Here is a 23,975-nt window from a genome sequence, read left to right as displayed (position 1 = left end):
TTGCCTCGGGCCACCCTTTCGGGCTAAAGATCCCGCTTCACCCCGCTTCAGCCGCCTTGATCCAAGTCCTGGCTGATATGAAACCTCCTGGCTAAAAGGAATCTTCAGGGGCGGGTATGACAACAGCACAGGTCGGCGTGGTGATCGTCGGCGCGGGCCCGGCCGGGCTCGTGCTGGGGAATCTGCTGCTGGACCGCGGCATCGACTGCGTGATCCTGGAGCGGCGCGAGCGGGCCGCGGTGGAGGGCCGGGCCAGGGCCGGTTTCCTCGCCCCCCGTGCCGTGCGGATCCTGACCGGGAACGGCCTGGCGGCCGGGCTGCTCGCCCGCGGACGCACCCACACCACCTGCCTGTTCCGCAGCGACCGGGGCGAGTTCACCCTGGACTACGGGAAGCTGGGCTCCGGCGAGCCGCACACCGTCTACCCGCAGCAGGAACTCGTACGGGACCTGATCGCCGCGTACCTGCGGCGCGGCGGCCACATCCGGTTCGGCACCGAGGCCGAGGAGATCACCGACGGCCGGGTGCGGGTGCGCAGCGGCACGGACGTCACCGGGCGGTACGTCGCCGGGTGCGACGGGCACCGGGGCATCGGCCGCGCCACCCTGACCGCCCACGGCACCCGGACCGCCCGCCGGGACCACGGCGTCTCCTGGCTCGCCGTCCTGGCCGCGGCCCCGCCCAGCCTGCCGGCCACCGGATACGCCCTGCACGAGCGGGGGTTCGCCGGCCACATGGCCCGCACCGCCGCCGTCACCCGCTACTACCTCCAGTGCCCGCGCGGCACCGACCCCGCCGACTGGAGCGAGGACCGGATCTGGACGGAGCTGGCGACCCGGATGCGAACGGCCGAGTTCGGTCCGCTGCGCGAGGGCGCCGTCCTGGAGAAGGCACGCGTCGACCTGCGCTCCGACGTCCTGGAGTCCCTCGGCACCGGACGGCTCTGGCTGGCCGGTGACGCCGCCGGCCTCATCAGCCCGTCCGCCGCCAAGGGCGCCAACCTCGCCGTCGTACAGGCCGAAGCGCTCGCCCGCGCCCTCGCGGAAGCACTGGCGCACGGCGACGAGGCCCCTCTCGCCCGGTACGCCGGCGCCTGCCTGCCCCGCATCTGGCACGCCCACGAGTTCTCGCAGTGGATGAGCACCCTGCTGCACGGCCCCGACGGCGACGACGACACCGCGCGCTACGGGCGGGCGCTGCAGTACGCCCGGCTGGAGAGCCTCCGCACCCTGCGGTCCCACCAGGACTTCTTCGCGGAGAACTACACCGGCATCTGATCCCCGGGACCCACACCCCCCGGTTCTTCCTGCCCCACGATCAACGGGAACCCTTCATGAACCTCTCCGTCGTTCAGGCATGTCTGACGGAAACCGACCTGGAACGGATCCGGCACGCCGCCGATCACGTCCGCGACCACGACACCGACCGGGTCCTCGCCGGCCTGCTGCCCGCCCTGACCGCCGAGGAGCGGGCCGACGTCTGCCGCCATCTCGTCTACGACCACACCGCCGTGCTGGTCTTCCCCGCCTCCCTGGACACCCTCCCCGACGACCTGCGGCGCGCCGGACTGGAACCGGGACCCGTCACCCCGAGCGTGGTGGTCCGCGGACGGCTGGCCCGGCGGTACGGCGCGGCCGTTGCCGACAGCCCGGTCGCCATCGTGCACGTGCCCGTCGCCGGCCGGACCGTGGAGATCTTCGCGCTGCCCGTGCCGCCCGGCTCCCCGCTGGAGGCGGTGGCCGCCGACGAACGCGCCGCCGGCCACGAGTCCCACCACGCGTTCGCCGTGACCGCGCCGGGCCGGGTGATCCCGGCCGGGCTGCGCACCCTGCTCACCGAACGCGCGGGCGCCGTCCCGGACGGCGGCGGCTACAACCGGCACGAGAACGTCACCGTCCTCTACTTCCGCACTGCCCGGCACCGCCGCTTCGAACTGCGCCTGCCCGGCCGCCACGACCCGGTGCCCGACGCCACCCTGTCCCTGCTCGGCGTGCTGACCGGCGCCTGGGCCACCCAGGCCGTGCGCACCATGGCCGAACTCCGCATCGCCGACCACCTCGCCGCCCGGCCCGGCCTGGACGCCGACACCCTCGCCACCCGCACCGGCGCCGACCCCGACGCCCTGCGCCGGCTGCTGCGCTACCTGGCGACCCTCGGCCTGCTGACCGCCTCGGCCGACGGCACCTACCACCTCACCGCCCTCGGCGAGCCCTTGCACACCGGCACCGAGTTCTCCCTGCACCCCCTCGCGCTGCTGTACGGCGGCCCGTTCTACGACTCCTTCGCCGGACTGACGTACGCCGTGCGCACCGGGCAGGAAGCTTTCGCCCACCGCCACGGGCAGCACCACTTCCCCTACTTCGCCGAGCACGCCGAACTCGGCGACCTCTTCCACCGGGCGATGGCCGCGAGCGCGGAGATGTTCACGCCGGTCCCCGACCTGGTCGACTTCTCCGCCGCACGGCGGGTGGTGGACGTCGGCGGCGGCAACGGCGCGCTGCTCGGCCGGGTGCTGCGGGCCCACGACCACGTCGAGGGCGTCCTCCTGGAGCGCCCCGAGGCCCTGGAGGCGGCCCGCGCGCACCTGGCCGGTCTCACCGCCCGCTGCACCTTCGTCGCCGGCGACTTCACCGAGTCGGTGCCCGAGGGCGGTGACGTCTACCTGCTCTCCCGCGTCCTGCACGACTGGGACGACGCGCGCTGCCGCACCATCCTGGCCCGGTGCGCCGAGGCGATGCGGCCGGGGGCCGAACTCCTCGTCGTGGAACGCCTGCTGCCCACCGCGTCCGCGGCGGCCTGGGACCTGCACATGCTGTGCAACGTCGGCGGCCGGGAACGGGACGAGCCCCACTACCGACGCCTGCTGGAGGAGGCGGGCCTCAAGCAGGTGGCCTGCCACGCCCTCCCGCTGGGTGCCTCACTGTTGCACGCCGTGCGGGTCTGAACGCTCCACCGGCCGCGCGGTCGGATCACCGCGGCCCGGTGGGGGCGGACCGCGCAGTTCCCCGCGCCCCTTTCGGGGCGCCTGAGCGGGCGGAGTGGAGGTCACGCGGCGCGGTCGCGTCCACGCGGCGGAAGCCGCACATCCGGCACAGTCCCGTGCCCCGTCAGGGGCGCGGGGAACTGCGCGAACGGCCACGACGGTGCGGCAGTCGGCCACGGGCCGTCCGCCCAGCCGGTCTGGGCAGTCGGTCACGGGCCGTCCGTCTAGCCGGTCTGTCCCATACCCGCCGCGTTCGGCCAGCTCTGCGCGTTGGGCCAGCCGGTGGCCGGCGCCGGGGCCAGTTCGGGCGGCGGCGGCGCGGGTGCCGTCATCCCGCGCACCTGCGCCGCGGTCAGCCCGCCCCGCGCCGGCACCCCGGTCGGGGTCGGCCCGACCGGAGCGGGCGGCGGCGGTGCCTGCATGGGCATCTGCATCGGCGCCTGCGGGGGCGGCGCCTGCATCGGGGCGGGCATCTGCGCCACCATCGGCTGAGGAGGCGGCGGCTGCATGACCGGCGATGCCGCCGGCATCGGCATCCCGGCCGGCGGACCGGCTACGGGGAGCGGCATGCCGACACCGGCGGCGGGAGCGGCGGCGAGACCCGGCCCCATGGCCGGTGCCGCGGCGAGACCCGGAACGGGCCCCGCACCGACGGCCTGCGCGAGCTGCATGCCCGCGCCGTTGGTCTCGCTCACCAGCCGGTCCACCGCCGCCGTACCCGAGCTGTAGCTGGTCCCGTTGCCCAGCTCGGGCACGGCGGCTCCCCTCCTGGACCCGTAGAGCACCTGCTCCAGGGCGGACACCAGGCGACGCACGTCCACCTCGGGGCGCACCACGAGTCTCAGGAAGCGGCTGGACGAACCGATCTTGTTGCCGCACTCGCGGACCAGGATGCGGTGCTCGGTGAGCATCCGGTCCCGGACCACCGTGCCCTCGGCACCGACGGGAAGCCGCACGAACAGGAAGTTGCCCTGCGAGGGGTAGACGGTCAGACCCGGCAGGACGGAGAGCTGACTGGCCATCTCCAGCCGGTCCTTGCGGACCTGGAGCAGGCTCTGCGCGTACTCGGCGCCGTGCTCCTTGAGCATGAAGACGACGTACTCGGCGAACGCGTTGAGGTTCCACTTCGGCAGCATCGAGCGGACCTTGCCGGCCAGCGACGGGTTGGCGACCATGTAGCCGAACCGGATGCCGTGCAGGCCGAAGTTCTTGCCGAGGCTGCGCAGCACGATGACGTTGGGCCGCAGCATCGCCTCCTGGACGACGCTGGGTTCGGCCTCGGCGTCGGCGAACTCCAGGAACGACTCGTCGACGACGATCAGGTCCAGGTCGGCCATCGCGTCCATGAACTGCACCAGGGCCTGCTTGTGCAGGAAGCCGCCGTCGGGGTTGTTCGGGTTGCAGACGACGGCCGCCCGGGTGCCCCGCTTGCGGATGAACTCGGCGTACTGCGCGAGGTCCAGGGCGAAGCCGTTCGACTCCTGGAGCGGGAACATGTCGACGCGCTTGCCGGTCTCCATCGGCTGGTCGGTCCAGCGGCCGAAGGTGGGGACGGGGACGGCGAGGGATTCGCGGACCAGCAGGTGGTCGATCCAGGTGATCAGCTCGGTGGAGCCGTTGCCCATGGCCACGGCCTGCGGCGGGAGCTGGAGGAGCTGGCAGAGTTCGGCGGTGATGGTGTCGGCGCTGCTCGGATAGAACGTGATGATGTCCTTCAGCCGGGACGCCATCGTTTCCATCATCGCCGGGGTGGGGAAGTACGGATTGCAGGGTATGCAGAAGTCGACAGGACCGGCCCCCTCGCCTCCCTCGCGGGTCAGTGCCGCCATCGACGGGCTGTGCGCGCCGCTGCGGAACAACGAGGTGACGTTGCCTGCCATTGAACCTCCGTATGAGGCGGGCCCGGTGGGGACGGCCGGGCCCGTCGCCTTGGGTGGCCCGCGCGGGGGAGCACGGGCCGTCCTTGAGTACGGAGCCGCGCGTGGCGTTGTTCAACGGATGTGAAAGATGTGTGCCCAACCGTTTCCGCTCCGCGCTCCGCCGCGCGGGCGCGACCGGCCCCTTACCCGCCGCGCCCACACCGCCTCAGGCCCCGAACGAATGAACCGTCCGTGACCTGTAGGTCTGCCCCGGCCGCAGCACCGTCGACGGGAAGGCCGGACGGTTCGGTGAGTCCGGGAAGTGCTGGGTCTCCAGGCACAGTCCGTCGCCCTGCCGGTAGGTGCGGCCGGAGGTCCCGGTGAGGGTGCCGTCGAGGAAGTTGCCCGAGTAGAACTGCAGGCCCGGCTGGTCGGTGGCGATCTCCAGGGTGCGCCCGGAGCGCGGGTCGCGCAGGGTGGCGATGTGCTCCGGCCGGGCGGTGACGCCCTTGTCCAGGACCCAGTTGTGGTCGAAGCCCTTGGCCTGCACCTGCTGGGGGTGGCCCGCCCGGATGTCCCGGCCGACCGGCTTGCCCTCGCGGAAGTCGAAGGGGGTGCCGGAGACCGTCGCCAGCTCGCCCGTGGGGATCAGGCCCGCGTCGGTGGGCGTGTAGCGGCCGGCGGCGATCGTCAGTTCGTGGTCCTCGATCGTGCCCGTGCCCTCGCCGGCCAGGTTCCAGTAGGTGTGGTTGGTGAGGTTGACGACCGTCGGCCGGTCGGTGGTGGCCCGGTAGTCGATGGTCCAGTCGCCGTGCCGGCCGAGGGTGAAGGTGACCTGCGTGCGGAGGGTGCCCGGGTAGCCCATCTCGCCGTCGACGCTCGTGTAGTGGAGGTGCAGGCCGACGTCGGAGCCCGAGGTGAAGCCCTCGACGTCCCAGACCTTCGTGTTGAAGCCCTTGGCGCCGCCGTGCAGGCTGTTGACGCCGTCGTTGACGGAGAGCTGGTGGCTCTTGCCGTCGAGGGTGAACTGCCCCTTGGCGATCCGGTTCCCGTACCGGCCGATGGTCGCGCCGAAGAACGTGGTTCCGGCGACGTACGCGGCCAGGTTGTCGTAGCCGAGCGACACATTGGCGTACCTGCCGTGCCGGTCCGGGATCTCCAGGGACTGGATGATGCCGCCGTAGGAGAGGACCTTGAGGCGGGTGCCGCCGTTCTCCAGGGACCAGCGGTGGACCTTGGTGCCGTCGGCGAGCTTCCCGAAGAGCTCCCTCACCGGCTTCCGGCCTCCCGAGGAGGCCTCGGCGCCCGCCGCGGCAGCGGCTGATGTCGCCGTCGTGCCGAGTGCGGTGGCGGCGATCCCCGCCGCCGCGGCTCCCGCGATGACCGTGCGTCTGTTCAGTTCCATGTGCGGCTCCTGGGAGAGGAGAGGCCCCGCCGTGCGGCGGGACCCTTGCTGACTACGAACCGGACTTGCGCTTGTTCCACACGTCGAAGCCGACCGCCGCGAGGAGGGCGAGTCCCTTGATGACCTGTTGCCAGTCGGTGCCGACGCTGAGGAGGTTCATGCCGTTGTTCAGCACGCCGAGGACGAGACCGCCGATGATGGCGCCGAGGATGGTGCCGACACCGCCGCTCATGGAGGCGCCGCCGATGAACGAGGAGGCGATCGCCTCCAGTTCGAAGCCGTCGCCCGCCTTCGGCGAGGCCGCGTTCAGCCGGGCGGCGACCACCAGACCGGCCAGGGCCGCGAGCACGCCCATGTTCAGGAAGACGTAGAAGGTGACCTTCTTGTCCTTGACGCCGGACAGCTTGGCCGCCGGGAGGTTGCCGCCGATCGCGTAGATGTGCCGGCCGAAGACCGCGTTGCGCATCACGTAGCCGTAGCCGACGACCAGGGCGCCCAGCACGATCAGGACGATCGGGGCGCCCTTGTAGCTGGCGAGCAGCAGGGTCAGCACGAGGATCGCGGCGGTCAGCGCGGTCAGCTTGAGCAGGAACAGCCGGGTGGGCGGCACGTCGAGGGCGAACTCCTGCTGGCGGCGCCGGTCGCGGAACTCCTGCCGGACCACGGCGGCGATCAGCACGACACCCAGCAGCAGCGTGATGTTGTGGTAGTTGGTGTGCGGGCCGGCCTCGGGCAGGAAGCCGTTGCCCAGCTTCTGCAGGCCGCCGGGGAACGGGCCGATGGTCTGGCCCTGGAGCAGGATCTCCGTGAGACCGCGGAACAGCAGCATCCCGGCGAGGGTGACGATGAACGACGGTATGCCGAAGTAGGCGATCAGCAGGCCCTGGGCGGCTCCCGCGAAGGCGCCCATCGCCAGGCACAGGACCAGCGCGAGGGGCCACGCCATCCCGTGGTTGACCGTCAGCACCGCCGCGAAGGCGCCCACGAACGCCGTCAGCGAGCCGACCGACAGGTCGATGTGCCCGGCGATGATCACCATCATCATGCCGATGGCCAGGATCAGGATGTAGCTGTTCTGCAGGACCAGGTTGGAGACGTTGCGCGGCAGCAGCAGGTCGCCGTCGGTCCACACCGCGAACAGGACGACGATCAGGGCGAGCGCGATCAGCATGCCGTACTGGCGCATGTTGCGGCGCAGCCCGTCCAGGACCATCCGGAGCAGGTTCCGGTCGGCCGCCGATCCGCTCCTGCCCGGCGGGGCGGGCGCCGGGCTCGTGGCGGTGACATCCGTGCTCATCGCGTTACCTCTTTGTCCTTCGTCATGTGGCGCATCAGCACTTCCTGCGTGGCCTCGGCCCTGGGCACCTCACCGGTCAGCCGGCCGGCGGCCATGGTGTAGATGCGGTCGCACATGCCGAGCAGTTCGGGCAGTTCGGAGGAGATGAAGACGACGGCCTTGCCCTGGGCGGCGAGCCGGTCGATGACCGTGTAGATCTCGTACTTGGCGCCCACGTCGATGCCGCGGGTCGGCTCGTCCAGGATCAGCACGTCAGGCCCCGCGAAGATCCACTTGCTGAGGACGACCTTCTGCTGGTTGCCGCCCGACAGCCTGCCGACCGGCTCGAAGACCGACGGTGCCTTGATGTTCATGGACGTGCGGTAGCCCTCGGAGACCTGCCGTTCCTCGTGCTCGTCCACGATCCCGCGCCGGGCGACCTTGTTCAGCGCGGTCAGCGAGACGTTGCGGTTGATGGTGTCGATGAGGTTGAGGCCGTAGTGCTTGCGGTCCTCGGTGACGTACGCGATGCCCTGCCGGACGGCCTCGGCCACCGACCGGGTACGGATCTCCGTGCCGTCCTTGAGGACCGTGCCGCCGCCGTAGCGGCCGTAGGTCCGGCCGAAGACGCTCATCGCGAGTTCGGTGCGGCCCGCGCCCATCAGGCCCGCGATGCCGACGATCTCGCCGCGCCGGACGTGGATCGACACGTCGTCGACGACCTTGCGCTCCTGGTCGATGGGGTGGAGCACGGTCCAGTCGCGGATCTCCAGGGCCGGCGCCGCGTCCTCCTCGCGCGCGTAGGGGGTGCGCTCGGGGAAGCGGTGGTCGAGGTCGCGGCCGACCATGCCGGAGATGATCCGTTCCTCGGTCGTCTCCGCGGACTTCACGTCCAGGGTCTCGATGGAGTGACCGTCGCGGATGATCGTCACCGAGTCGGCGACCCGGCGGATCTCGTTGAGCTTGTGCGAGATGATGATCGAGGTGATGCCCTGGTTCTTCAGCTCCAGGATCAGGTCGAGGAGTTTGCCGCTGTCCTCGTCGTTCAGCGCCGCGGTCGGCTCGTCGAGGATGAGCAGCTTCACCTTCTTCGAGAGCGCCTTGGCGATCTCCACCAGTTGCTGCCTGCCCACGCCGATGTCGGTGACCCGGGTCTCCGGGTGGTCGTCCAGACCCACCCGGCGCAGCAGTTCGGTGGCGTGCCGCAGGGTCTCCCGCCAGTCGATGAACCCGCCCCTGGCGTGTTCGTTGCCGAGGAAGATGTTCTCCGCCAGCGAGAGGTACGGAGACAGCGCGAGCTCCTGGTGGATGATCACGATGCCGCGCTGTTCGCTCGCCCGGATGTCACCGAACGCGCAGGGTTCGCCCTCGAAGAGGATCTCGCCCTCGTAGCTGCCGTGCGGATGGACGCCGGAGAGGACCTTCATCAGGGTCGACTTGCCGGCGCCGTTCTCCCCGCAGATGGCGTGGACCTCGCCCTGGCGGACGGTCAGGGTGACGTCCGACAGCGCCTTGACGCCGGGAAAGGTCTTGACGATCGAGCGCATTTCCAGGACGGGTCCCGCCATGGTCTGCCTTCCAATCAGTGCGTGACGGTCGGGGGACGGCGGATCACTTGAGCTGGGCGTCGGTGTAGTAGCCGCCCTTGACCAGGACGTCCTCGTAGTTGGACTTGTCGACGCTCACCGGCTGGAGCAGGTAGGCGGGGACGACCTTGGACCCGTTGTCGTAGGTCTTGGTGTCGTTGGTCTGCGGGGTCTTCTTGTTCAGCACGTCGTCGACCATGGTCGCGGCGACCTTGGCGAGCTGACGGGTGTCCTTGTAGACGGTCTGCGTCTGCTGGCCCGCGATGATCGACTTCACCGAGGCCAGCTCGGCGTCCTGGCCGGTGATGACGGGCAGCGCCTGGCTGCCGGAGCCGTAGCCGTCCGACTTCAGCGCGGCGAGGATGCCGATCGAGATGCCGTCGTAGGGCGAGAGAACCGCGTCGACCTTGGCGGACTTGTAGGAGGAGGTGAGGATGTCCTCCATGCGCGCCTGCGCGGTCGCGCCGTCCCAGCGCAGCGTGGTGACCTTGTTCAGCGCGGTCTGGCCGGACCTGACCACCAGCTGCTTCTTGTCGATGTACGGCTGGAGCACGCTCATCGCGCCGCCGAAGAAGTACTTGGTGTTGTTGTCGTCGTTCGAGCCGGCGAACAGCTCGATGTTGAACGGGCCCTTCTTGCCGCTGTCCAGGCCCAGCTTGTGCACGATGTACGTGCCCTGCTCGACGCCGACCTTCTCGTTGTCGAAGGACGCGTAGTAGTCGACGTTCTTGGTGCCGAGGATCAGCCGGTCGTAGGCGATGACCGGGATCTTGGCGTCCGCGGCCTCCTGGAGCACGTTGTTCAGGGACTTGTTGTCGATGGCCGCGATGACCAGGCCCTTGACGCCCTGCGTGATCAGGTTCTCGATCTGCGAGACCTGGGTGTCCGGGTCGTCCTCGCCGAAGACCAGCTTGGTCTTGTAGCCCTTGGCCTTGATGTCCTTGACAAGGTTGTTGCCGTCGTTGATCCAGCGTTCGGACGACTTCGTCGGCATCGCGATGCCGATCGTGCCGCCCTTGGCGCTGCCGCCGTCGTCCTTGCTGCCGCCCTCGCCGCTCTGCCCGCAGGCGGACAGGGTGAGCGCGAGGGAGGCGGCCCCGGCTATGAGGGCGAGGGCGCTTCTACGAGTGCGCATGATGATCGGTCCCTGTTCTTCTCGTCGTTGAGATGTGAAGCGCCCCAAAGGGGCGCTGGGGGTCCCCCCGGCCGAAGGCTGGGGGAGGAACTGCGCGACCAGCCGCAACGGACCCGCAGTCCCGACGTTCATCAGGCGGAACCCTCGGTGGGGAACCGGTGGAGAGCACCCGGCAGCCGGGACCCCAGCGGCGCCATCTCCCCGTCCGCCCCGTGCCGTGCCAGCAGGTCCAGCGCGAGCCGTCCCCGCCGCACCCGCTCCCGCGCGGTGTCCAGGGTCACGTCCCGCAGGTGGGTGCCCCACGGGTAGATGCCGGGGGCCTTGGACAGGCCGAACTTCAGGTAGATCGGTGCGCCGCGCCGGATCAGCTCGGCGACCTCGTACATCCGGATGTAGCCGCCGAGGTCGTCGGGGGCCTCGATGTACATGTCCATGGGGGCGGCGGACACCCGGCGGATCTCGGTGAGGTGATCGAGTGTCAGGTCGCTCGGCACGTTGACGGAGTCGGCGCCGAGGTGCTCGAACACCGCGTACGACGCCGGGTTGACCGGTCCGACGAGCGCGGACACCTTGAGCGTGGTGCCGGCCGGGATGATCCCGGCCTGCCGGGCCCGGTGCAGGGTCCACAGCACGCCCTCGTCGGCGACCAGCAGGCAGGTGACGCCGAGTTCCGTGGCCCGCACGGCGTCCTCGACGCATCCGGCGACCGCGTCGTGGCCCCGTGCGCGCAGTCCGGCCCCCCGCGAGTCGGAGCGCACGGAGCCGCCGATGTCCCAGGTGCCGCGCGGTCCGGTGAACAGGCACAGCTCGATGTCGCGTTCGTTCGTCGCGTCGACCATCTCGGTGATCTCGGCGTCGGTGAGCATCCACACCCCGCTGCCCTGGCTGATCCGGTGGATCGGCACGTCCAGCCGCGAGGACTCCTTGAGCACGACGGCCAGCGCCTCGGGGCCCTCGCAGGAGGGGATCTCGGTGCGCCACCTGCCGCCGCCCGGGAAGGTGTGGGCGGAGGCGTCGGCGGGATCGAGAGCGGGCGCGCCCAGACCGAGGGCGGTGAGTGCCTGCTCACCGGGTCGGCGGGCCGCCGTAACGGAAGCGTCGGTCGTCACTGGCTGTCCTTCGTGTTCGATATGTCGGACGAGGTTCGCGGCTCTGGGCAGGGAAAGGGCCGGAGTGCGCCCCGGCCACGGCGAGACCAGCGCCCACCGCGGCCAGGCGGCTAGGGGTGGAGCAGCACCTTGCCCACCTTCGGGTCGCCGGCTCCCACCAGCTCGATGGCGCGCGGGAATTCGGTCAGCGGCAGCTCGTGCGTGACCAGCGGCAGCGGGTCGAGCAGCCCGGCCCCGAACACCCGGACCGCGTGCGCCCAGGCGTCCGGCGGCGCCCCGAAGACGGTGTGCACCTCCAACTGCCGTACGACGAGGCCGGTCGGGTCCAGGCCCTCGGCACCGGGGGCCGGGATGCCGGTCAGGACGAGGCGTCCGCCGCGCCTGAGCAGGGAGGCCGCGGTGCGCGCGGCGGACGCGGACCCGGCGGTCTCGACGACCACGTCGACGTCGTCCGGGAGTTCCTGGTCCCTGGTGCGGAAGTCGGTGGCGCCGAACCGCCGGGACAGCTCCTCGCGGTCGTTCCGCGTGCCGACCACCAGCAGCTCGGCCGGAGAGACGGCGCGCAGGAACTGCACGGCGAACATGCCCAGCGTTCCCGTGCCGACCACCGCGACCCGCTCGCCCGGCCGGGCCCCGCCCTTCAGCGCGGCGGCCGCGATGCAGGCGGCCGGTTCCAGGAGGGCCGCGGCGGTCAGGTCGGCGTCGTCCGGGAGGACGTGCAGCAGCCGGGCCGGCAGGGTCAGGGTGGCGGCCATGGCACCCGGCTGGGTGAACCCGGTCTCCTCGTACCCGTCCGTGCACAGGGTGGTCTCGCCGGCGTGACACCGGTCGCACACCTGGCAGTTCCGGAAACCCTCGCCGACCACCTTCCGGCCGGCCAGGCTCCCGGGGACCCCGGCACCGACCGCCCGTACCGTTCCCGACCACTCGTGGCCGGGTGTCAGCGGGTAACGGACGTACCCCTCGGGCCGGTTGCCCTGGTACACCTCGCGGTCGCTCCCGCAGATCCCGACCGCGTGCACGGCGACCAGCGCCTCGCCGGGACCGGGCTCGCGAGGGGTGTGCGGCTCGACCCGGTGCGTGCCGGGCGCCTCGACGACGACCTGGGAGCTCACTTCGACGTCCCCTTCGGCCTGCGCTGCTCCCAGCCGTCCGCCCAGAGGTCGAAGCGGGCCTGCTGCTGCGGGAACTCGGCGGCGGCGTCGGCGTCGAACTCGACGCCCAGACCCGGCGCGTCGGACAGGTGGAAGTACCCGTCGACGACCTCCGGCGCCCCCTTGACCACCTTCTTGATCTCGGCGTCGGCGAAGTCGTTGAAGTGCTCCAGGATCTTGAAGTTCGGGGTGCTGAACCCGACCTGGAGGGAGGCCGCGGTCAGCACGGAGCCGCCGACGTTGTGCGGCGCGACCAGCACGTAGTGCGTCTCGGCGGTGGCGGCCAGCTTCCGGGTCTCCCAGATGCCGCCGAGGTGGCCGACGTCCGGCTGCACGATGTCCACGGCCTGGCTCTCGAAGAGTTCGCGGAACTCGATGCGGTCGTGGATGCGCTCACCGGTGGCGACCGGGATGTCCGTCTTGGCGGCGACCTTCTCCAGCGCCTTCAGGTTCTCCGGCGGGCAGGGCTCCTCCAGCCAGGCCGGCTCGAAGGGCGCCAGCTCGCGCGCGAGCCGCACGGCCGTCGCGGGGGAGAAGCGGCCGTGCATCTCCAGCATCAGCTCGGTCCCCGGGCCGATGGCGTCCCGCACGGCCTCGATCAGCGAGACGGAGTACAGCGTCTGCTCGTGGTCCAGCTCGAAGTGCCCGGTGCCGAACGGGTCGATCTTCAGCGCCCGGTACCCGCGCTCGATCACCCCCTGGGCGGCCTTGTGGTACGCCTCAGGCGTCCGCTCGGTCGTGTACCAGCCGTTGGCGTACGCCTTGACCCGGTCGGTGACCTTCCCGCCGAGCAGCTGCCACACCGGCACGCCCAGCGCCTTGCCCTTGATGTCCCAGCAGGCCATCTCGACCACGGCGATGCCGGACATGACGATCTCGCCCGCGCGCCCGTAGTCGCCGTACTTCATCCGGCGCACCAGGTCTTCCGCGGCGAACGGGTCGGAGCCGAGGATGTGGTTGGCCTCGGCCTCCCGCAGATAGCCGATCAGCGCGTCGGTGTGACCGAGCATCCGGGTCTCGCCGACTCCCGTGATCCCTTCGTCGGTGTGCACCTGGACGTACGTCAGGTTGCGCCACGGCGTCCCGACCACGTGTGTGCTGATTCCGGTGATGCGCACGGCAGTTGCCCCTCAGCTGTTCGAGATTTCGTCACACGTTCGAAATGCTGGCGTGACAGTAAGGACGGGGCGGCGGGGGTGTCAATGGGGCGCACAGGTAACGTTTCGGCACGAGTTCCGAGTGGATTTCCGGTCGTCCACAGAACCTTCACAGGGCTGAGTGGTTAAGTGCCCCATGGGGAACTTAGTCTTCCCGCGTCATGGACTACTGCCACCCGTGCCGACGGCACCTCAACGGCGCCCTCGCCTGCCCTGGGTGCGGCACTCCCGCCGAGACGCTCCGGCCCTCCGCGCCGGAGACGACCGCCCCCGCCCCGGCCGCCACCGGTGAAATCCCCCGCACACGGCCGGAGTTCGCTGCCGACGGAGCCGGCACGACAGACGCCGATGGCGGCTACGGCGACCACGAGGCTCACGGTGACCACGAGGCTCACGACGGTCACGGCGACGAGGACGGCGAACTCCCGCCGGGCGGCCGGGCGGACCGGCGCCGGGCGGCCCGCGGGCGCGGCGGCCGAGGCCGCGGACGGGCCGCGGGAAACCCCGCCGAGGACACCGGGGACCTCGGGGACGACGACGGCACCGGGGACACCGGCGAGTTCGCCGGGGCGGACGGGAGCCGTCGCGACCGCAAGGCGGCGGCCCATCGCAGGCGGCGCCGCAGGATCCTGCTCGTGAGCGTGGCGTGCGTCCTTGCGGTGGGCGGCCTGAGCCTCGCCGAACTCGGCACCGACGCCATACCGTTCACCAGTCCGGGTTCGTCCTCGGCGGGCGGCGACACCACCGACGGCGGCACGTCGACGTCGTCGCCGGGCGCGACGGCCGCGCCGCTGGGCGACACCTCCGGCGCCACCGGCGCGGCGAGTCCGGCCTCCGCCGACCACTCCGCCTCGCCGTCTCCCTCCTCGTCGAAGGAGAAGGCGTCCGCCTCCCCGTCGCAGAGCCCGAAGGACGCGTCGGAGCAGTCGGCGACGACCGGGCCGGGCACGGGCCCGCGGACGCCGACGGCGGCACCGTCCTCCTCGGCGGCCTCGGCGCCGGCCGCGGACCCGACGACCGCCAAGCCGAGCCCGACCCCGTCCCAGAGCCACTCGTGCACGCGGATCCTGTGGTGGTGCTCCTGACGGCGGTCCCGGTCGCGGGTCTGCCCGAGCAGAGCCGGTAAATCCCGGGTCGCCGTGTCACATCCGCGCGACCCGCTCCGTCATAGGTGTGCATCCCGCCGGACCCCAACGGAGGAACACACCATGGAAGCCCGTCTGAACCTCTTCGCCAGCCCCACCGCCGGCAAGCTCATCAAGGCCTTCAACGGCGTGGGCAGGGCCGCCGAGGGGACGTCGGTCCCCGCCGCCACCCTGGAGCTGGTCAAGATCCGCGCCAGTCAGATCAACGGCTGCGGCTTCTGCCTCGACATGCACACCAAGGACGCGGCCGCCGCGGGCGAGACGTCGCAGCGCCTGCACATGGTCGGCGCCTGGCGCGAGGCGACGGTGTTCACCGAGGCCGAGCGCGCCGCGCTGGAGCTGGCCGAGGAGGGCACCCGGATCGCCGACGCGGCGGGCGGGGTGCCCGACGCGGTGTGGGAGAACGCGGCCAAGCACTACGACGAGGAGGGACTCGTCGCGCTGGTGGCGACGATCGCCCTGATCAACGCCTACAACCGGCTGAACGTCGTCTTCCGGCAGCCGGCCGGCGACTACCGGCCCGGCCGGTCCGCCTGACCGCGCCGAGGAGGCCGCCGCCGGCCCGCCCGGCGGCGGTCCGCTACGCGTCCAGCATCCGCCGCAGCAGGTCCCGCAGCGACAGCCGCTCGGCGTCCGACAGGCCCGCCAGCGGCTCGCGCGCGAAGCGCAGCCCGTCGCGCAGCTCGCCCGCGACCCGGCGGCCCTCGTCCGTCGCCGCGGCCAGCTTCACCCGGCGGTCGGCGGGGTCGGGCCGGCGCTCCGCCAGCCCCCGCGCCTCCAGCCGGTCCACGATCCCCGTCACGTTCGACGGCTCGCACTTCAGCTTCTGGGCCAGCTTCCGCATCGGCAGCGGCTCCAGCGAGAGCAGACTGAGCAGCCGCGCCTGCGCCCCGGTGAGCGCGTGCTCGCCCGCCGCCTCCTCGTAGTCCGCGTAGAAGCGGGCCACGACGTCGCCGATCAGCTCGACGACCTCCAGGGTCAGGGCGTCGGGGCGCCGGGTCTTCGCTGCGCTGGACTGTGAGGACGACATGCGCCCCAGGGTACCCCGTTACTTGACATCCTGAAATATTAATGAGCATGGTTGTTTCAGGTACTGAAGTAATCAGGAAAGGCGCACGTCATGATCAACCGCGAGTGGCACCTGCAGAGCCGTCCCGTCGGCTGGCCGAAGCCCGAGGACTTCGCCCTGGTGGAGGCGGAGGTCCCGGAGCCGGGCGAGGGGCAGGTGCTCGTGCGGAACGCATACCTCTCCGTCGACCCGTACATGCGGGGCCGGATGAGTGCCGCGAAGTCCTACGCCGCCCCCTTCGGGCTGGGCGAGGTCATGCAGGGCGGCGCGGTCGGCGAGGTCGTCGCCTCCCGCGCCGAGGGCATCGCCGTCGGCGACCACGTCCTGCACTTCCTCGGCTGGCGCGAGTACGCGGTCCTTGACGCGAGGAGCGCGGTCAAGGTCGACGCCGCGGCGGCCCCCCTGTCGACGTACCTCGGCGTCCTCGGCATGACCGGCCTCACCGCCTACGCGGGCCTGCTGCGCACCGCCTCCTTCAAGGAGGGCGACTCGGTCTTCGTCTCCGGCGCGGCCGGCGCGGTCGGCAGCCAGGTCGGCCAGATCGCGAAGCTCAAGGGCGCCTCGCGGGTGATCGGCTCGGCCGGCTCCGACGAGAAGGTCAAGCTGCTGGTCGAGGAGTACGGCTTCGACGCGGCCTTCAACTACCGGAACGGCTCCGTCGCCGAGCAGCTGCGGGCGGCGGCGCCCGACGGCGTCGACGTCTACTTCGACAACGTGGGCGGCGACCACCTGGAGGCGGCCATCGGGCAGCTCAACCGGGACGGCCGGATCGCGGTCTGCGGCATGATCTCCGTCTACAACAACACCGAGCCCGCCCCCGGCCCGAAGAACCTGGCCCGCCTCATCCAGACCCGCGGCCGGATCGAGGGCTTCCTGGTCGGCGACCACTACGACCTGCAGCCCCAGTTCGTGTCCGAGGTCGGCCCGTGGGTGGCCTCCGGGCAGCTGAAGTACCGCGAGACGGTCGTGGAGGGCATCGAGAACAACGTCGAGGCGTTCCTCGGGGTCCTGCGCGGCGACAACACCGGAAAGATGATCGTCAAGCTGTAGGACTGCCCGCCCTTTTCGGCATGCGGTAACTTCTTTCCGAAACCGCCGTCGATCGTGGGCGCGAGTCACGGCGGTCCGAGGAGAGAAGAAACCGCATGCCCATTCAGCAGTCCGACGTCCTCTACACCGCCGTCGCCACCGCCGAGAACGGCCGTGACGGCCGGGTCGCCACGGACGACGGCCGGCTCGACGTCGTCGTGAACCCGCCCAAGGAGATGGGCGGCAGCGGGTCCGGGACCAACCCGGAGCAGCTGTTCGCCGCCGGGTACAGCGCCTGCTTCCAGGGCGCGCTCGGGGTCGTCGCCCGGCAGGCCGGGATCGACGTCTCCGGTTCGACCGTCACCGCCAAGGTGGGGATCGGCAAGAACGCGGAGGGGTTCGGGCTCGTCGTGGAGATCTCCGCGGTGATCCCCGGCGTCGAGGAGACCGTCGCCCGTGACCTGGTCGAGCAGGCGCACGGGGTCTGCCCGTACTCGAAGGCGACCCGCGGGAACATCACCGTGACGCTGGTCTGACGGCGCTCGTTGCGCTGTCGGGAGGCCGCACCCCTGGACGTGGGGTGCGGCCTCCCGTCCTTCCCCGGCGGGCGGCGCTCAGCGCGTCTCGCGCGCCGCCTCGTGGACGGCCTTCGCCAGGGCGTCGTTCTCGGGAGCCGCGCCGCCCGGGAACGCGAGCCGCCGGCGCGTGTAGCCGTAGGCGACCCCGCTCCTCGGATCGGCGAACGCCTGGGAGCCCGCCGCGCCGCTGTGGCCGATCGTGCCCGCGCCGAGGAACGGGTGCCAGGTGTCCGCCGTCGCCTGGAACCCCACCGCGTACGACTTGTGGGCGCGCGCCACCAGGTCGTACCCGACCGAGTGGAATTGGCCGAACTCCGCGACCGTGTCCTCCTTCAGCAGCGCGGCCTTGCCGTCGACCTCGCTGAGCAGCGCCGCGTACATCCCCGCCAGACCGCGCGCCGAGGCGACCCCGCCGAACGACGCCGGGCCCCTGGCCCGGACCCGCGGATCGTTGGGCAGGGCCGCCAGGTCCACGGGCTCGGCGGCGTGTTCGTTGAAGGCGATCCCCGCGAGGGTGTGCGGGCCGGACGGGACGGCGTCGAGCAGCGTCTGCTGCGCGGTCGTCGGCCGCATCGGCAGGGCGGTGCGGAACCGCGGCTCGTGCGCGGCCGGCAGGCCCAGGAAGAAGCCGAGGGCGTACGGCGCGCGGACCCGCTCCTCGTACACGTCCTGGAGGGTCCGGCCGGTCGCCCGCCGTACCACCTCGCCGGTGAGCGCCCCGATGACGAGGGCGTGGTAGCCGAAGGCGGTGCCGGGGCGCCAGAACGGCCGCTGGTCGGCGAGGCGTTCGGCCATCGCCCGGTCGTCGGCCAGTTCCTGGGGGCTGAACCCGGTGTCGGTGCCGACCAGGCCCGCCCGGTGCGCGATCAGGTCCCGCAGAGTCAGCATGCCCTTGCCCTCGGCGGCGAACTCCGGCCAGTAGTAGGTGACCTTGCGGTCCAGCTCCAGCGTGCCGTCCTGCACGAGTATCGCCACGACCAGGTGCGCGGCGCCCTTGGTGGACGAGAAGACGCCGTAGAGGCTGTCCCCGTCCGCCTCTTCGCCGGCCCACAGGTCGACGACCCGCCGGCCGTGGACGTACGCGCACAACTGTCCCTCGTAGTCGGCCGGTTCGCCGGCGGCGAAGGCGGCGAACTCCTCGCGCACCGCCTCGAAACCCGCCGCGACCGTGCCGCGGACCGTGATCTCCTGCGTCATCCGTTCTCCTCAACCGAGCCGCCGCAAGCAGCTCCCCTGGTGAACAACGCCCTGCCCTCTGGTTCCTGTGAATCGGTACGGCGGGATGCACCCGTTCGACTCAACAGGGGGCGAAGAGGTCTCGGCGTCACCACCGCCCCCGCGGCCCCACGCGCCCGCCGCCCGCCGCGGCCGCACCGGTAAAGTTTTCGCCATGCGTGATCTCGGGGTGGGCTTCGGATATCTGCTCAAGGGCCAGCGGTGGGTCGGCCGGCACGGCAAGCAGTACGGCTTCGGTCTGCTGCCCGGCCTGATCACCCTCGTCCTCTACGCGGCGGCGCTGGTCGCCCTCGCGCTATGGGGCGAGGACCTCGTGGCCTGGGCCACCCCGTTCGCCGACGACTGGTCCAGCCCCTGGGCCGGTCTCTTCCGCGGCTTCCTGACCGCCGTGCTCTTCGCCCTCGGCCTGCTGCTCGCCGTCCTCACCTTCACCGCCGTCACCCTGCTGATAGGCCAGCCCTTCTACGAGAACCTCTCGGAGAAGGTCGACGAGGACGTCTCGCCGGACGGCACCGCGCCCCGGTCCGGGCTGTCGTTCTGGCGCGAGCTGTGGATCTCGGCCCGCGACAGCCTGCGCGTCCTCGTCCGGGCCGGGCTGTGGGGCCTGCTGCTCTTCGCCCTCGGCTTCCTGCCTCTGGTCGGGCAGACCGTCGTCCCGGTCGTGGGCTTCTTCGTGACCGGTTTCTTCCTCACCGAGGAACTCGCCGCCGTCGCCCTCCAGCGCCGGGGCGTCGACCTGCGCGCCCGCCTCGCCCTGCTGCGCTCCCGCAAGACCCTGGTGTGGGGCTTCGGCACCCCGCTGGGCCTCGCCTTCCTGGTCCCCTTCGTCGCGGTGTTCCTGATGCCGGGCGCGGTCGCGGGCGCCACCCTCCTCGCCCGCGACCTGCTGGGCGAGGAGACGGCCACGGAGGACCGGGACCAGGACCACCCGGACCGGCGGATCACTTCCTGAGGCTCGCGTCCGCCGCCACGGTCACGATCGCCCGCACCTGGTCGATGATGTCCACCCGGTTGCGCACGAACTCCGGATCGGTGACCTCGGTGGTGTTCCCGGCCCCGAACTGCAGCACCGGCGTGTGCACATGGCCGCCCGGCAGACTGCCGTGCAGGCCCAGCCGGTCGCGCAGCAGCGTCGCCCGGTAGGCGATCTCGTTGGACAGGTAGTCGCCGCCACCGCCGGCCCGCGCCGTGGAACCGGCGCTCGGCCCGTCCGCCCGTACGACCGGCTCCGTGCCGCCCGCCGGGATCTCGGTCACCTCGGTGTGGTCGTGGACCGGGAACCGCCCGGTCGGCGCCGCGGTGATCGCCGCGTACGGCAGGGTGGTGGACGTCCACTGCGGCTGCGAGGCCGGGTCGGCGACCGGGACGGTCTCCGTCCGGCTCACGTCGTCGTTGTCGGGGAACCCGCCCCGCCAGGCGCCGTTGGTGCGCTCCACGTCGAACCGCCCGACCCGGCCCTGGCTCACCGTCGTGAACAGGTCCACCCGCGGCAGGAAGGGCCGCAGCGTCCGCTCCACCGTGCCCCGCGCGAAGTCGTCCCAGCGGACCGGGAAGACGGCCGTCTCCACCCGCGCCGGGCCCCGCGCGGTCCGTACCACCGTGCCGTCGAGGGCCAGCGCGCTCGCCCCGGACGGGTTGGAGATCCTGATGTCCCGGTCGAGGGTGAACGGGTCGAACCCGGTGACCAGGATCCGCCGCATCCCCCGGCCCGGATACCGGATGTCGGTCTGCCCGCGCGAGGTCCGCTCCAGCACGTCCAGCAGCGCCGCACGCTGCCGTCCGCTCAGCCCGAACACCGGCTCCCAGGTACGCACGTCCCGGGTCATCCCGAGCCGCGCCCAGTACAGCGGCCGGTCGTCGTCCCGGCTGAGGTCGCCGGAGGCGGTCCCGCGTCCCTGGGCCCGGTCCACGGCCCGCCGCCACAGCGCGGACCCCTCCCGTACGACGGTCCGCCGGGCCTGCGCGTAGGAGCGGGCGCCGCCGAGCGCGCGGGCGAAGTCCGGTGCCACGCCGTCGAATCCGGACCTCCGCAGGATCTCCTGCGGCACCGCCCGGTCCAGCCGCTGCTCCTCGACGGTGGGGGAGGAGGCGGGGGAGGGCGCGGTGGCCGCGTGCGCGGCACCGGGGGCGAGCGACCCGGCCAGCAGGGCAAAGCCGAGAACACCTGTTCGAACACGCGGTGAGTGCAGAGAGTACAAGGGGGCGGCCTTCCGTCGCAGTGGGGTGCGTGGTGCCGTGCGGGCCGCAGTATCGCTCGCGGGACGGGGAGCGGTCTACGGCGCGGGGCGGTCCGGGAGGCGGGGGGCCCGCAGGTGTTTGTGAAGGGTTCGTACGGGATAGCTGTGGGGTGGGCGATCGTCGGCCGACGGCTCCCGGCCGCGGTTAGGGTCGGAGCCGGGACGCGTCCCCCCTGAGCAGCCCCGGTCCGGGACCTGACCCCTGGACCGGGGCTTGCGGCCGTCCGGGATCAGTCCCGGATCCCGAAGCCGTACACCGTCTCCGAGCGGTACACCGCGCCCGGGTCCAGGCGGGTGCTCGGGAACTCCGGGCGGTTGGGGGAGTCCGGGAAGTGCTGGGTCTCCAGCGCGATGCCGTCGCCGGGCGCGAACGGGCCGCTCAGGTGCTCGGCCGTGTAGAGCTGGATCCCGGGTTCGGTGGTGGCCACGGTCAGGGTGCGGCCGGAGCCCGGGTCGTGCAGCTCGGCGATCTCCTCGGGCGCGGCGGTGACGCCCTTGTCGAGGACCAGGTTGTGGTCGTAGCCGGAGCCGACCTTGCGGGCCGTACGGAAGTCGAAACGGGAGCCGGAGACGTCCGCCAGGACGCCGGTCGGGATCAGGCCGTCGTCGACGGGCGTGTACCGGGAGGCGGCGATCCGCAGTACGTGGCCGCCCGCGTTCCCGGAGCCCGCCAGGTTGAAGTAGCTGTGGTTGGTGAGGTTCACGACGGTCGGCGCGTCGGTGACCGCCTCGTAGGCCACGCGCAGCGCGCCCGACGCGTCCAGCGTGTACGTGGCCGTCAGTTCCAGCCGTCCCGGGAAGCCCTCCTCGCCGTGCTCGCTCACCCGGGTCAGCCGTACCCCGTGCTCGACGGGCGCGACCCCCCACACCCGCTTGTCGAAGCCGCGCCCGCCCCCGTGCAGGGAGTTGGGCCCGTTGTTCGGCTCCAGGGCGTAGGACACGCCGTCCAGCGGGAAGCGGGCCCGGCCGATCCGGTTGGCGTAACGGCCGACCAGGGCGCCGAAGTACGGTCCGGGATGCTCCAGATAGCCGTCCAGGCCGCTGAACCCCAGCACCACGTCCGCCGTCCGCCCGTCCCGGTCCGGGACCTCGACCGACTGCACGATTCCGCCGTACGACAGGACCCGCACCCGGGTCCCGGCGCGCTCCAGCGTCCAGCGGTGCACCTCGGTGCCGTCGGAAAGTGTGCCGAAAAGTTCGCTCATGAGGGAAACCCTAAGCCAAGGGTCTAGTCCACCGGGTTCTCCGCCGTGATGGTCCGGTAGGCGATCGCGGCCAGCTTCGACTGGCCGTCGGTGCTCGGATGGAACCAGTCCCAGTGACTGAGCTGATCCGTCCCGAAGCGGTACGCGTACACCGCCCCGCCGTCGAAGCGGCACCGGCGGTCAGTGGCGCAGACCTCCGCCAGCACCTTGTTGTAGTCCTCGACCCGCTGCTGCACCCGGTCCCGGCGCAGCGTCGCCGCACTCGTCAGGTCGTCCGCGTCGCCCAGCATCGACGGGCAGATCCCCAGCTTCCAGATCTGCCTGCCCAGCGGACTGGTCCGCCCCTGCGACCACAGCCGCTTCAGGTTCGGCACGCTCGACACGTACACCTGGGTCTTCGGCAGCGAGGTGCGCAGGGTGTGCAGGGCGTCCTCGAACTGGGTGCGGAAGTCGGCCACCGGCGTCATCGCCCGGACCGACCTGCGGCACGCGTCGTTCGCCCCCGCCATCACCGTCACCAGCTGCGGACGGTGCCTGACCGCGTCGGCCATCTGCCCGGACAGGTCCGCCATCCGGGCGCCGGTCACCGCGTAGTTCCAGCTGTGGTCCGCCGCCGCCGTCCGCCCCAGCAGCCGGGTCGCCAGGCTGTCCACCCGGTCGCTGGTGCCGGTCGCCCAGGACACCTCGGGACAGTCCGAGAGGACCGTGCAGGCGTCGAACCCGCGGGTGATGGAGTCGCCGACGGCCGCGATCGAGGCCGGGCTGCGGTCCCACACCGGCACGGACCGCGGGGCCTGTTTCCGTCCCTCGCCCTGCGAGGACGAGCCGCCGAGCACGCCGCACCCGGCCAGCGCCAGCGCGGTGGTCGCGGCGGCCGTACCGATCAGGGCACGCGCACGCCGGCGTCGCTGCTTCCGCATACCCCGCTGGTCCTCTCCGTCGGCCGGTTTGTCCCCCTCCATAACAACGCACCGGAGTTCCCACCCCCCGTCCTGCAACGGTCCACCCCCGTACAAGCGTCCCCCTGGGTGAATGGCAGGGCTTTCCCGGCACCGGGACCGACGGTACGTCACACTCCTTGCGTCGCCGCACGGTAGCCTCGCCATCAACGCGGCCGTCGTGTCACGGCCGCCAGCCAGCAAGCAAGATGCCCCGCTCTGCCCGGAGGTTCCGGTGACGACACGTGGAGTCCTGTACGTGCACTCCGCGCCGCGCGCGCTGTGCCCGCATGTCGAGTGGGCCGTCGCCGGGGTGCTCGGCACGCGCGTCAACCTCGACTGGATCCGGCAGCCGGCCGCGCCCGGCACCTGGCGCTCCGAGTTCTCCTGGCAGGGCGAGGTGGGCACGGCCTCCAAACTGGCCTCCGCACTGCGCGGCTGGCACCTGCTGCGCTTCGAGGTCACGGCCGAGCCCTGCGCGAAGGCCGAGGGCGAGCGCTACAGCTGCACCCCCGACCTCGGCATCTTCCACGCGGTCACCGGGATCCACGGGGACATCCTGATCCCCGAGGACCGTCTGAGGGCCGCCATGACCCGCTCACAGCGCGGCGAGACCGACCTGGAGGCCGAGATCGCCAAGCTCCTCGGCAAGCCCTGGGACGACGAACTGGAGCCGTTCCGCTACGCGGGAGAGGGCGCCCCGGTCCGCTGGCTCCACCAGGTGGTCTGACGCCGGTTCACGTCCGCGGCGCCGTCGGGGGGGGGGGGGGGGGGGGGGCCGCCCCCCCCCCCCCCCCGGCGGGGGGGGCGCCCGCCCCCCCCCCCCCCCCCCCCCCCCCCCCCCCCCCCCCCCCCACCACCCCCCCCCCCCCGC

The 23,975-nt window shown here is 71.9% G+C and carries 21 protein-coding genes; 8 read left to right on the top strand and 13 right to left on the bottom strand.

The features are described from left to right. The first annotated feature begins 116 nt into the window (after positions 1 to 116). Entirely contained in the window at positions 117 to 1,277 is a 1,161-nt protein-coding gene (locus ACIQOE_RS03510; RefSeq protein WP_401409400.1) for a 4-hydroxybenzoate 3-monooxygenase, read from the top strand. A 56-nt stretch (positions 1,278 to 1,333) separates the two neighbouring features. Beyond that, positions 1,334 to 2,944, top strand: coding sequence for a methyltransferase (locus tag ACIQOE_RS03505; RefSeq protein WP_401409397.1), 1,611 nt, complete (start codon positions 1,334 to 1,336; stop codon positions 2,942 to 2,944). 263 nt (positions 2,945 to 3,207) lie between these two features. On the opposite strand, the gene ACIQOE_RS03500 is transcribed toward ACIQOE_RS03505, so the two are convergent. From ACIQOE_RS03500 to ACIQOE_RS03465, 8 genes are all read right to left on the bottom strand, one after another. Next, positions 3,208 to 4,863: a pyridoxal phosphate-dependent aminotransferase gene (locus ACIQOE_RS03500; RefSeq protein ID WP_401409395.1), complete on the bottom strand. Its 1,656-nt coding sequence runs from the start codon at positions 4,861 to 4,863 to the stop codon at positions 3,208 to 3,210. A 205-nt stretch (positions 4,864 to 5,068) separates the two neighbouring features. Beyond that, positions 5,069 to 6,247: an aldose epimerase family protein gene (locus tag ACIQOE_RS03495; protein ID WP_401409392.1), complete on the bottom strand. Its 1,179-nt coding sequence runs from the start codon at positions 6,245 to 6,247 to the stop codon at positions 5,069 to 5,071. A 52-nt stretch (positions 6,248 to 6,299) separates the two neighbouring features. Continuing rightward, positions 6,300 to 7,544: a multiple monosaccharide ABC transporter permease gene (mmsB, locus tag ACIQOE_RS03490; protein ID WP_401409389.1), complete on the bottom strand. Its 1,245-nt coding sequence runs from the start codon at positions 7,542 to 7,544 to the stop codon at positions 6,300 to 6,302. Beyond that, positions 7,541 to 9,091, bottom strand: a complete 1,551-nt coding sequence (gene mmsA / locus ACIQOE_RS03485) for a multiple monosaccharide ABC transporter ATP-binding protein (protein ID WP_365563615.1) — start codon at positions 9,089 to 9,091, stop codon at positions 7,541 to 7,543. Before mmsA ends, mmsB begins: the two co-directional genes overlap by 4 nt. 43 nt (positions 9,092 to 9,134) lie before the next feature. Continuing rightward, complete coding sequence (gene chvE, locus ACIQOE_RS03480; protein WP_365563618.1) at positions 9,135 to 10,244, bottom strand: multiple monosaccharide ABC transporter substrate-binding protein; 1,110 nt, start codon at positions 10,242 to 10,244, stop codon at positions 9,135 to 9,137. A 131-nt stretch (positions 10,245 to 10,375) separates the two neighbouring features. Continuing rightward, positions 10,376 to 11,353, bottom strand: coding sequence for a hypothetical protein (locus ACIQOE_RS03475; protein WP_351319829.1), 978 nt, complete (start codon positions 11,351 to 11,353; stop codon positions 10,376 to 10,378). Between the two features lie 110 nt (positions 11,354 to 11,463). Beyond that, entirely contained in the window at positions 11,464 to 12,468 is a 1,005-nt protein-coding gene (locus ACIQOE_RS03470; protein ID WP_401409384.1) for a zinc-binding dehydrogenase, read from the bottom strand. Beyond that, the gene (locus ACIQOE_RS03465) at positions 12,465 to 13,625 is read right to left on the bottom strand and encodes a mandelate racemase/muconate lactonizing enzyme family protein (protein WP_351319833.1); all 1,161 of its coding nucleotides are present in this window, start codon (positions 13,623 to 13,625) and stop codon (positions 12,465 to 12,467) included. The genes ACIQOE_RS03470 and ACIQOE_RS03465 overlap by 4 nt, the downstream gene beginning before the upstream one ends. 200 nt (positions 13,626 to 13,825) lie before the next feature. Between ACIQOE_RS03465 and ACIQOE_RS03460 the strand changes: the two genes are divergently transcribed. Together ACIQOE_RS03460 and ACIQOE_RS03455 are read left to right on the top strand one after the other, a co-directional pair. Continuing rightward, positions 13,826 to 14,749 carry a hypothetical protein gene (locus ACIQOE_RS03460; RefSeq protein WP_401409381.1) on the top strand — a complete coding sequence of 308 codons (924 nt, stop codon included), beginning with the start codon at positions 13,826 to 13,828 and terminating at the stop codon, positions 14,747 to 14,749. A gap of 123 nt (positions 14,750 to 14,872) precedes the next feature. Beyond that, positions 14,873 to 15,346: a carboxymuconolactone decarboxylase family protein gene (locus tag ACIQOE_RS03455; protein WP_401409378.1), complete on the top strand. Its 474-nt coding sequence runs from the start codon at positions 14,873 to 14,875 to the stop codon at positions 15,344 to 15,346. A 43-nt stretch (positions 15,347 to 15,389) separates the two neighbouring features. Here the strand turns inward: ACIQOE_RS03455 and ACIQOE_RS03450 are convergent, their stop codons facing one another. Then, on the bottom strand, positions 15,390 to 15,839 hold the full coding sequence (locus ACIQOE_RS03450) for a MarR family transcriptional regulator (RefSeq protein WP_351319839.1): 450 nt from the start codon (positions 15,837 to 15,839) through the stop codon (positions 15,390 to 15,392). A 90-nt stretch (positions 15,840 to 15,929) separates the two neighbouring features. Between ACIQOE_RS03450 and ACIQOE_RS03445 the strand changes: the two genes are divergently transcribed. Both ACIQOE_RS03445 and ACIQOE_RS03440 read left to right on the top strand, forming a co-directional pair. After that, positions 15,930 to 16,928 (top strand): NADP-dependent oxidoreductase, encoded by a 999-nt coding sequence (locus tag ACIQOE_RS03445; RefSeq protein ID WP_399008232.1) that lies wholly within the window; start codon positions 15,930 to 15,932, stop codon positions 16,926 to 16,928. A gap of 95 nt (positions 16,929 to 17,023) precedes the next feature. Then, positions 17,024 to 17,443 carry an organic hydroperoxide resistance protein gene (locus ACIQOE_RS03440; RefSeq protein WP_351319843.1) on the top strand — a complete coding sequence of 140 codons (420 nt, stop codon included), beginning with the start codon at positions 17,024 to 17,026 and terminating at the stop codon, positions 17,441 to 17,443. 78 nt (positions 17,444 to 17,521) lie between these two features. Here the strand turns inward: ACIQOE_RS03440 and ACIQOE_RS03435 are convergent, their stop codons facing one another. After that, positions 17,522 to 18,682 carry a serine hydrolase domain-containing protein gene (locus ACIQOE_RS03435; protein WP_401409373.1) on the bottom strand — a complete coding sequence of 387 codons (1,161 nt, stop codon included), beginning with the start codon at positions 18,680 to 18,682 and terminating at the stop codon, positions 17,522 to 17,524. A 193-nt stretch (positions 18,683 to 18,875) separates the two neighbouring features. Here ACIQOE_RS03435 and ACIQOE_RS03430 point away from each other — a divergent pair, with 193 nt between their 5' ends. Then, a complete protein-coding gene (locus ACIQOE_RS03430) occupies positions 18,876 to 19,673 on the top strand; it encodes an EI24 domain-containing protein (protein WP_351319847.1) in 798 nt (265 codons plus the stop codon). On the opposite strand, the gene ACIQOE_RS03425 is transcribed toward ACIQOE_RS03430, so the two are convergent. From ACIQOE_RS03425 to ACIQOE_RS03415, 3 genes are all read right to left on the bottom strand, one after another. Beyond that, positions 19,663 to 20,910: a pyroglutamyl peptidase gene (locus ACIQOE_RS03425; RefSeq protein ID WP_401410095.1), complete on the bottom strand. Its 1,248-nt coding sequence runs from the start codon at positions 20,908 to 20,910 to the stop codon at positions 19,663 to 19,665. The two genes, ACIQOE_RS03430 and ACIQOE_RS03425, sit on opposite strands and share 11 nt — an antisense overlap. A 278-nt stretch (positions 20,911 to 21,188) precedes the next feature. After that, the gene (locus tag ACIQOE_RS03420) at positions 21,189 to 22,163 is read right to left on the bottom strand and encodes an aldose epimerase family protein (RefSeq protein WP_401409370.1); all 975 of its coding nucleotides are present in this window, start codon (positions 22,161 to 22,163) and stop codon (positions 21,189 to 21,191) included. A 23-nt stretch (positions 22,164 to 22,186) separates the two neighbouring features. Next, entirely contained in the window at positions 22,187 to 23,083 is an 897-nt protein-coding gene (locus ACIQOE_RS03415) for an SGNH/GDSL hydrolase family protein (RefSeq protein ID WP_401409367.1), read from the bottom strand. A 253-nt stretch (positions 23,084 to 23,336) separates the two neighbouring features. Here ACIQOE_RS03415 and ACIQOE_RS03410 point away from each other — a divergent pair, with 253 nt between their 5' ends. Beyond that, positions 23,337 to 23,831, top strand: coding sequence for a DUF3145 domain-containing protein (locus ACIQOE_RS03410; RefSeq protein ID WP_123977426.1), 495 nt, complete (start codon positions 23,337 to 23,339; stop codon positions 23,829 to 23,831). Positions 23,832 to 23,975: the final 144 nt, after the last annotated feature.

The organism is Streptomyces sp. NPDC091282 (assembly GCF_044757385.1).
Taxonomy (GTDB): Bacteria; Actinomycetota; Actinomycetes; order Streptomycetales; family Streptomycetaceae; genus Streptomyces; species Streptomyces gramineus.
The sequence above is the reverse complement of the archived record's forward strand: the minus strand, read 5'-3'. Positions and strand labels throughout refer to the sequence as shown.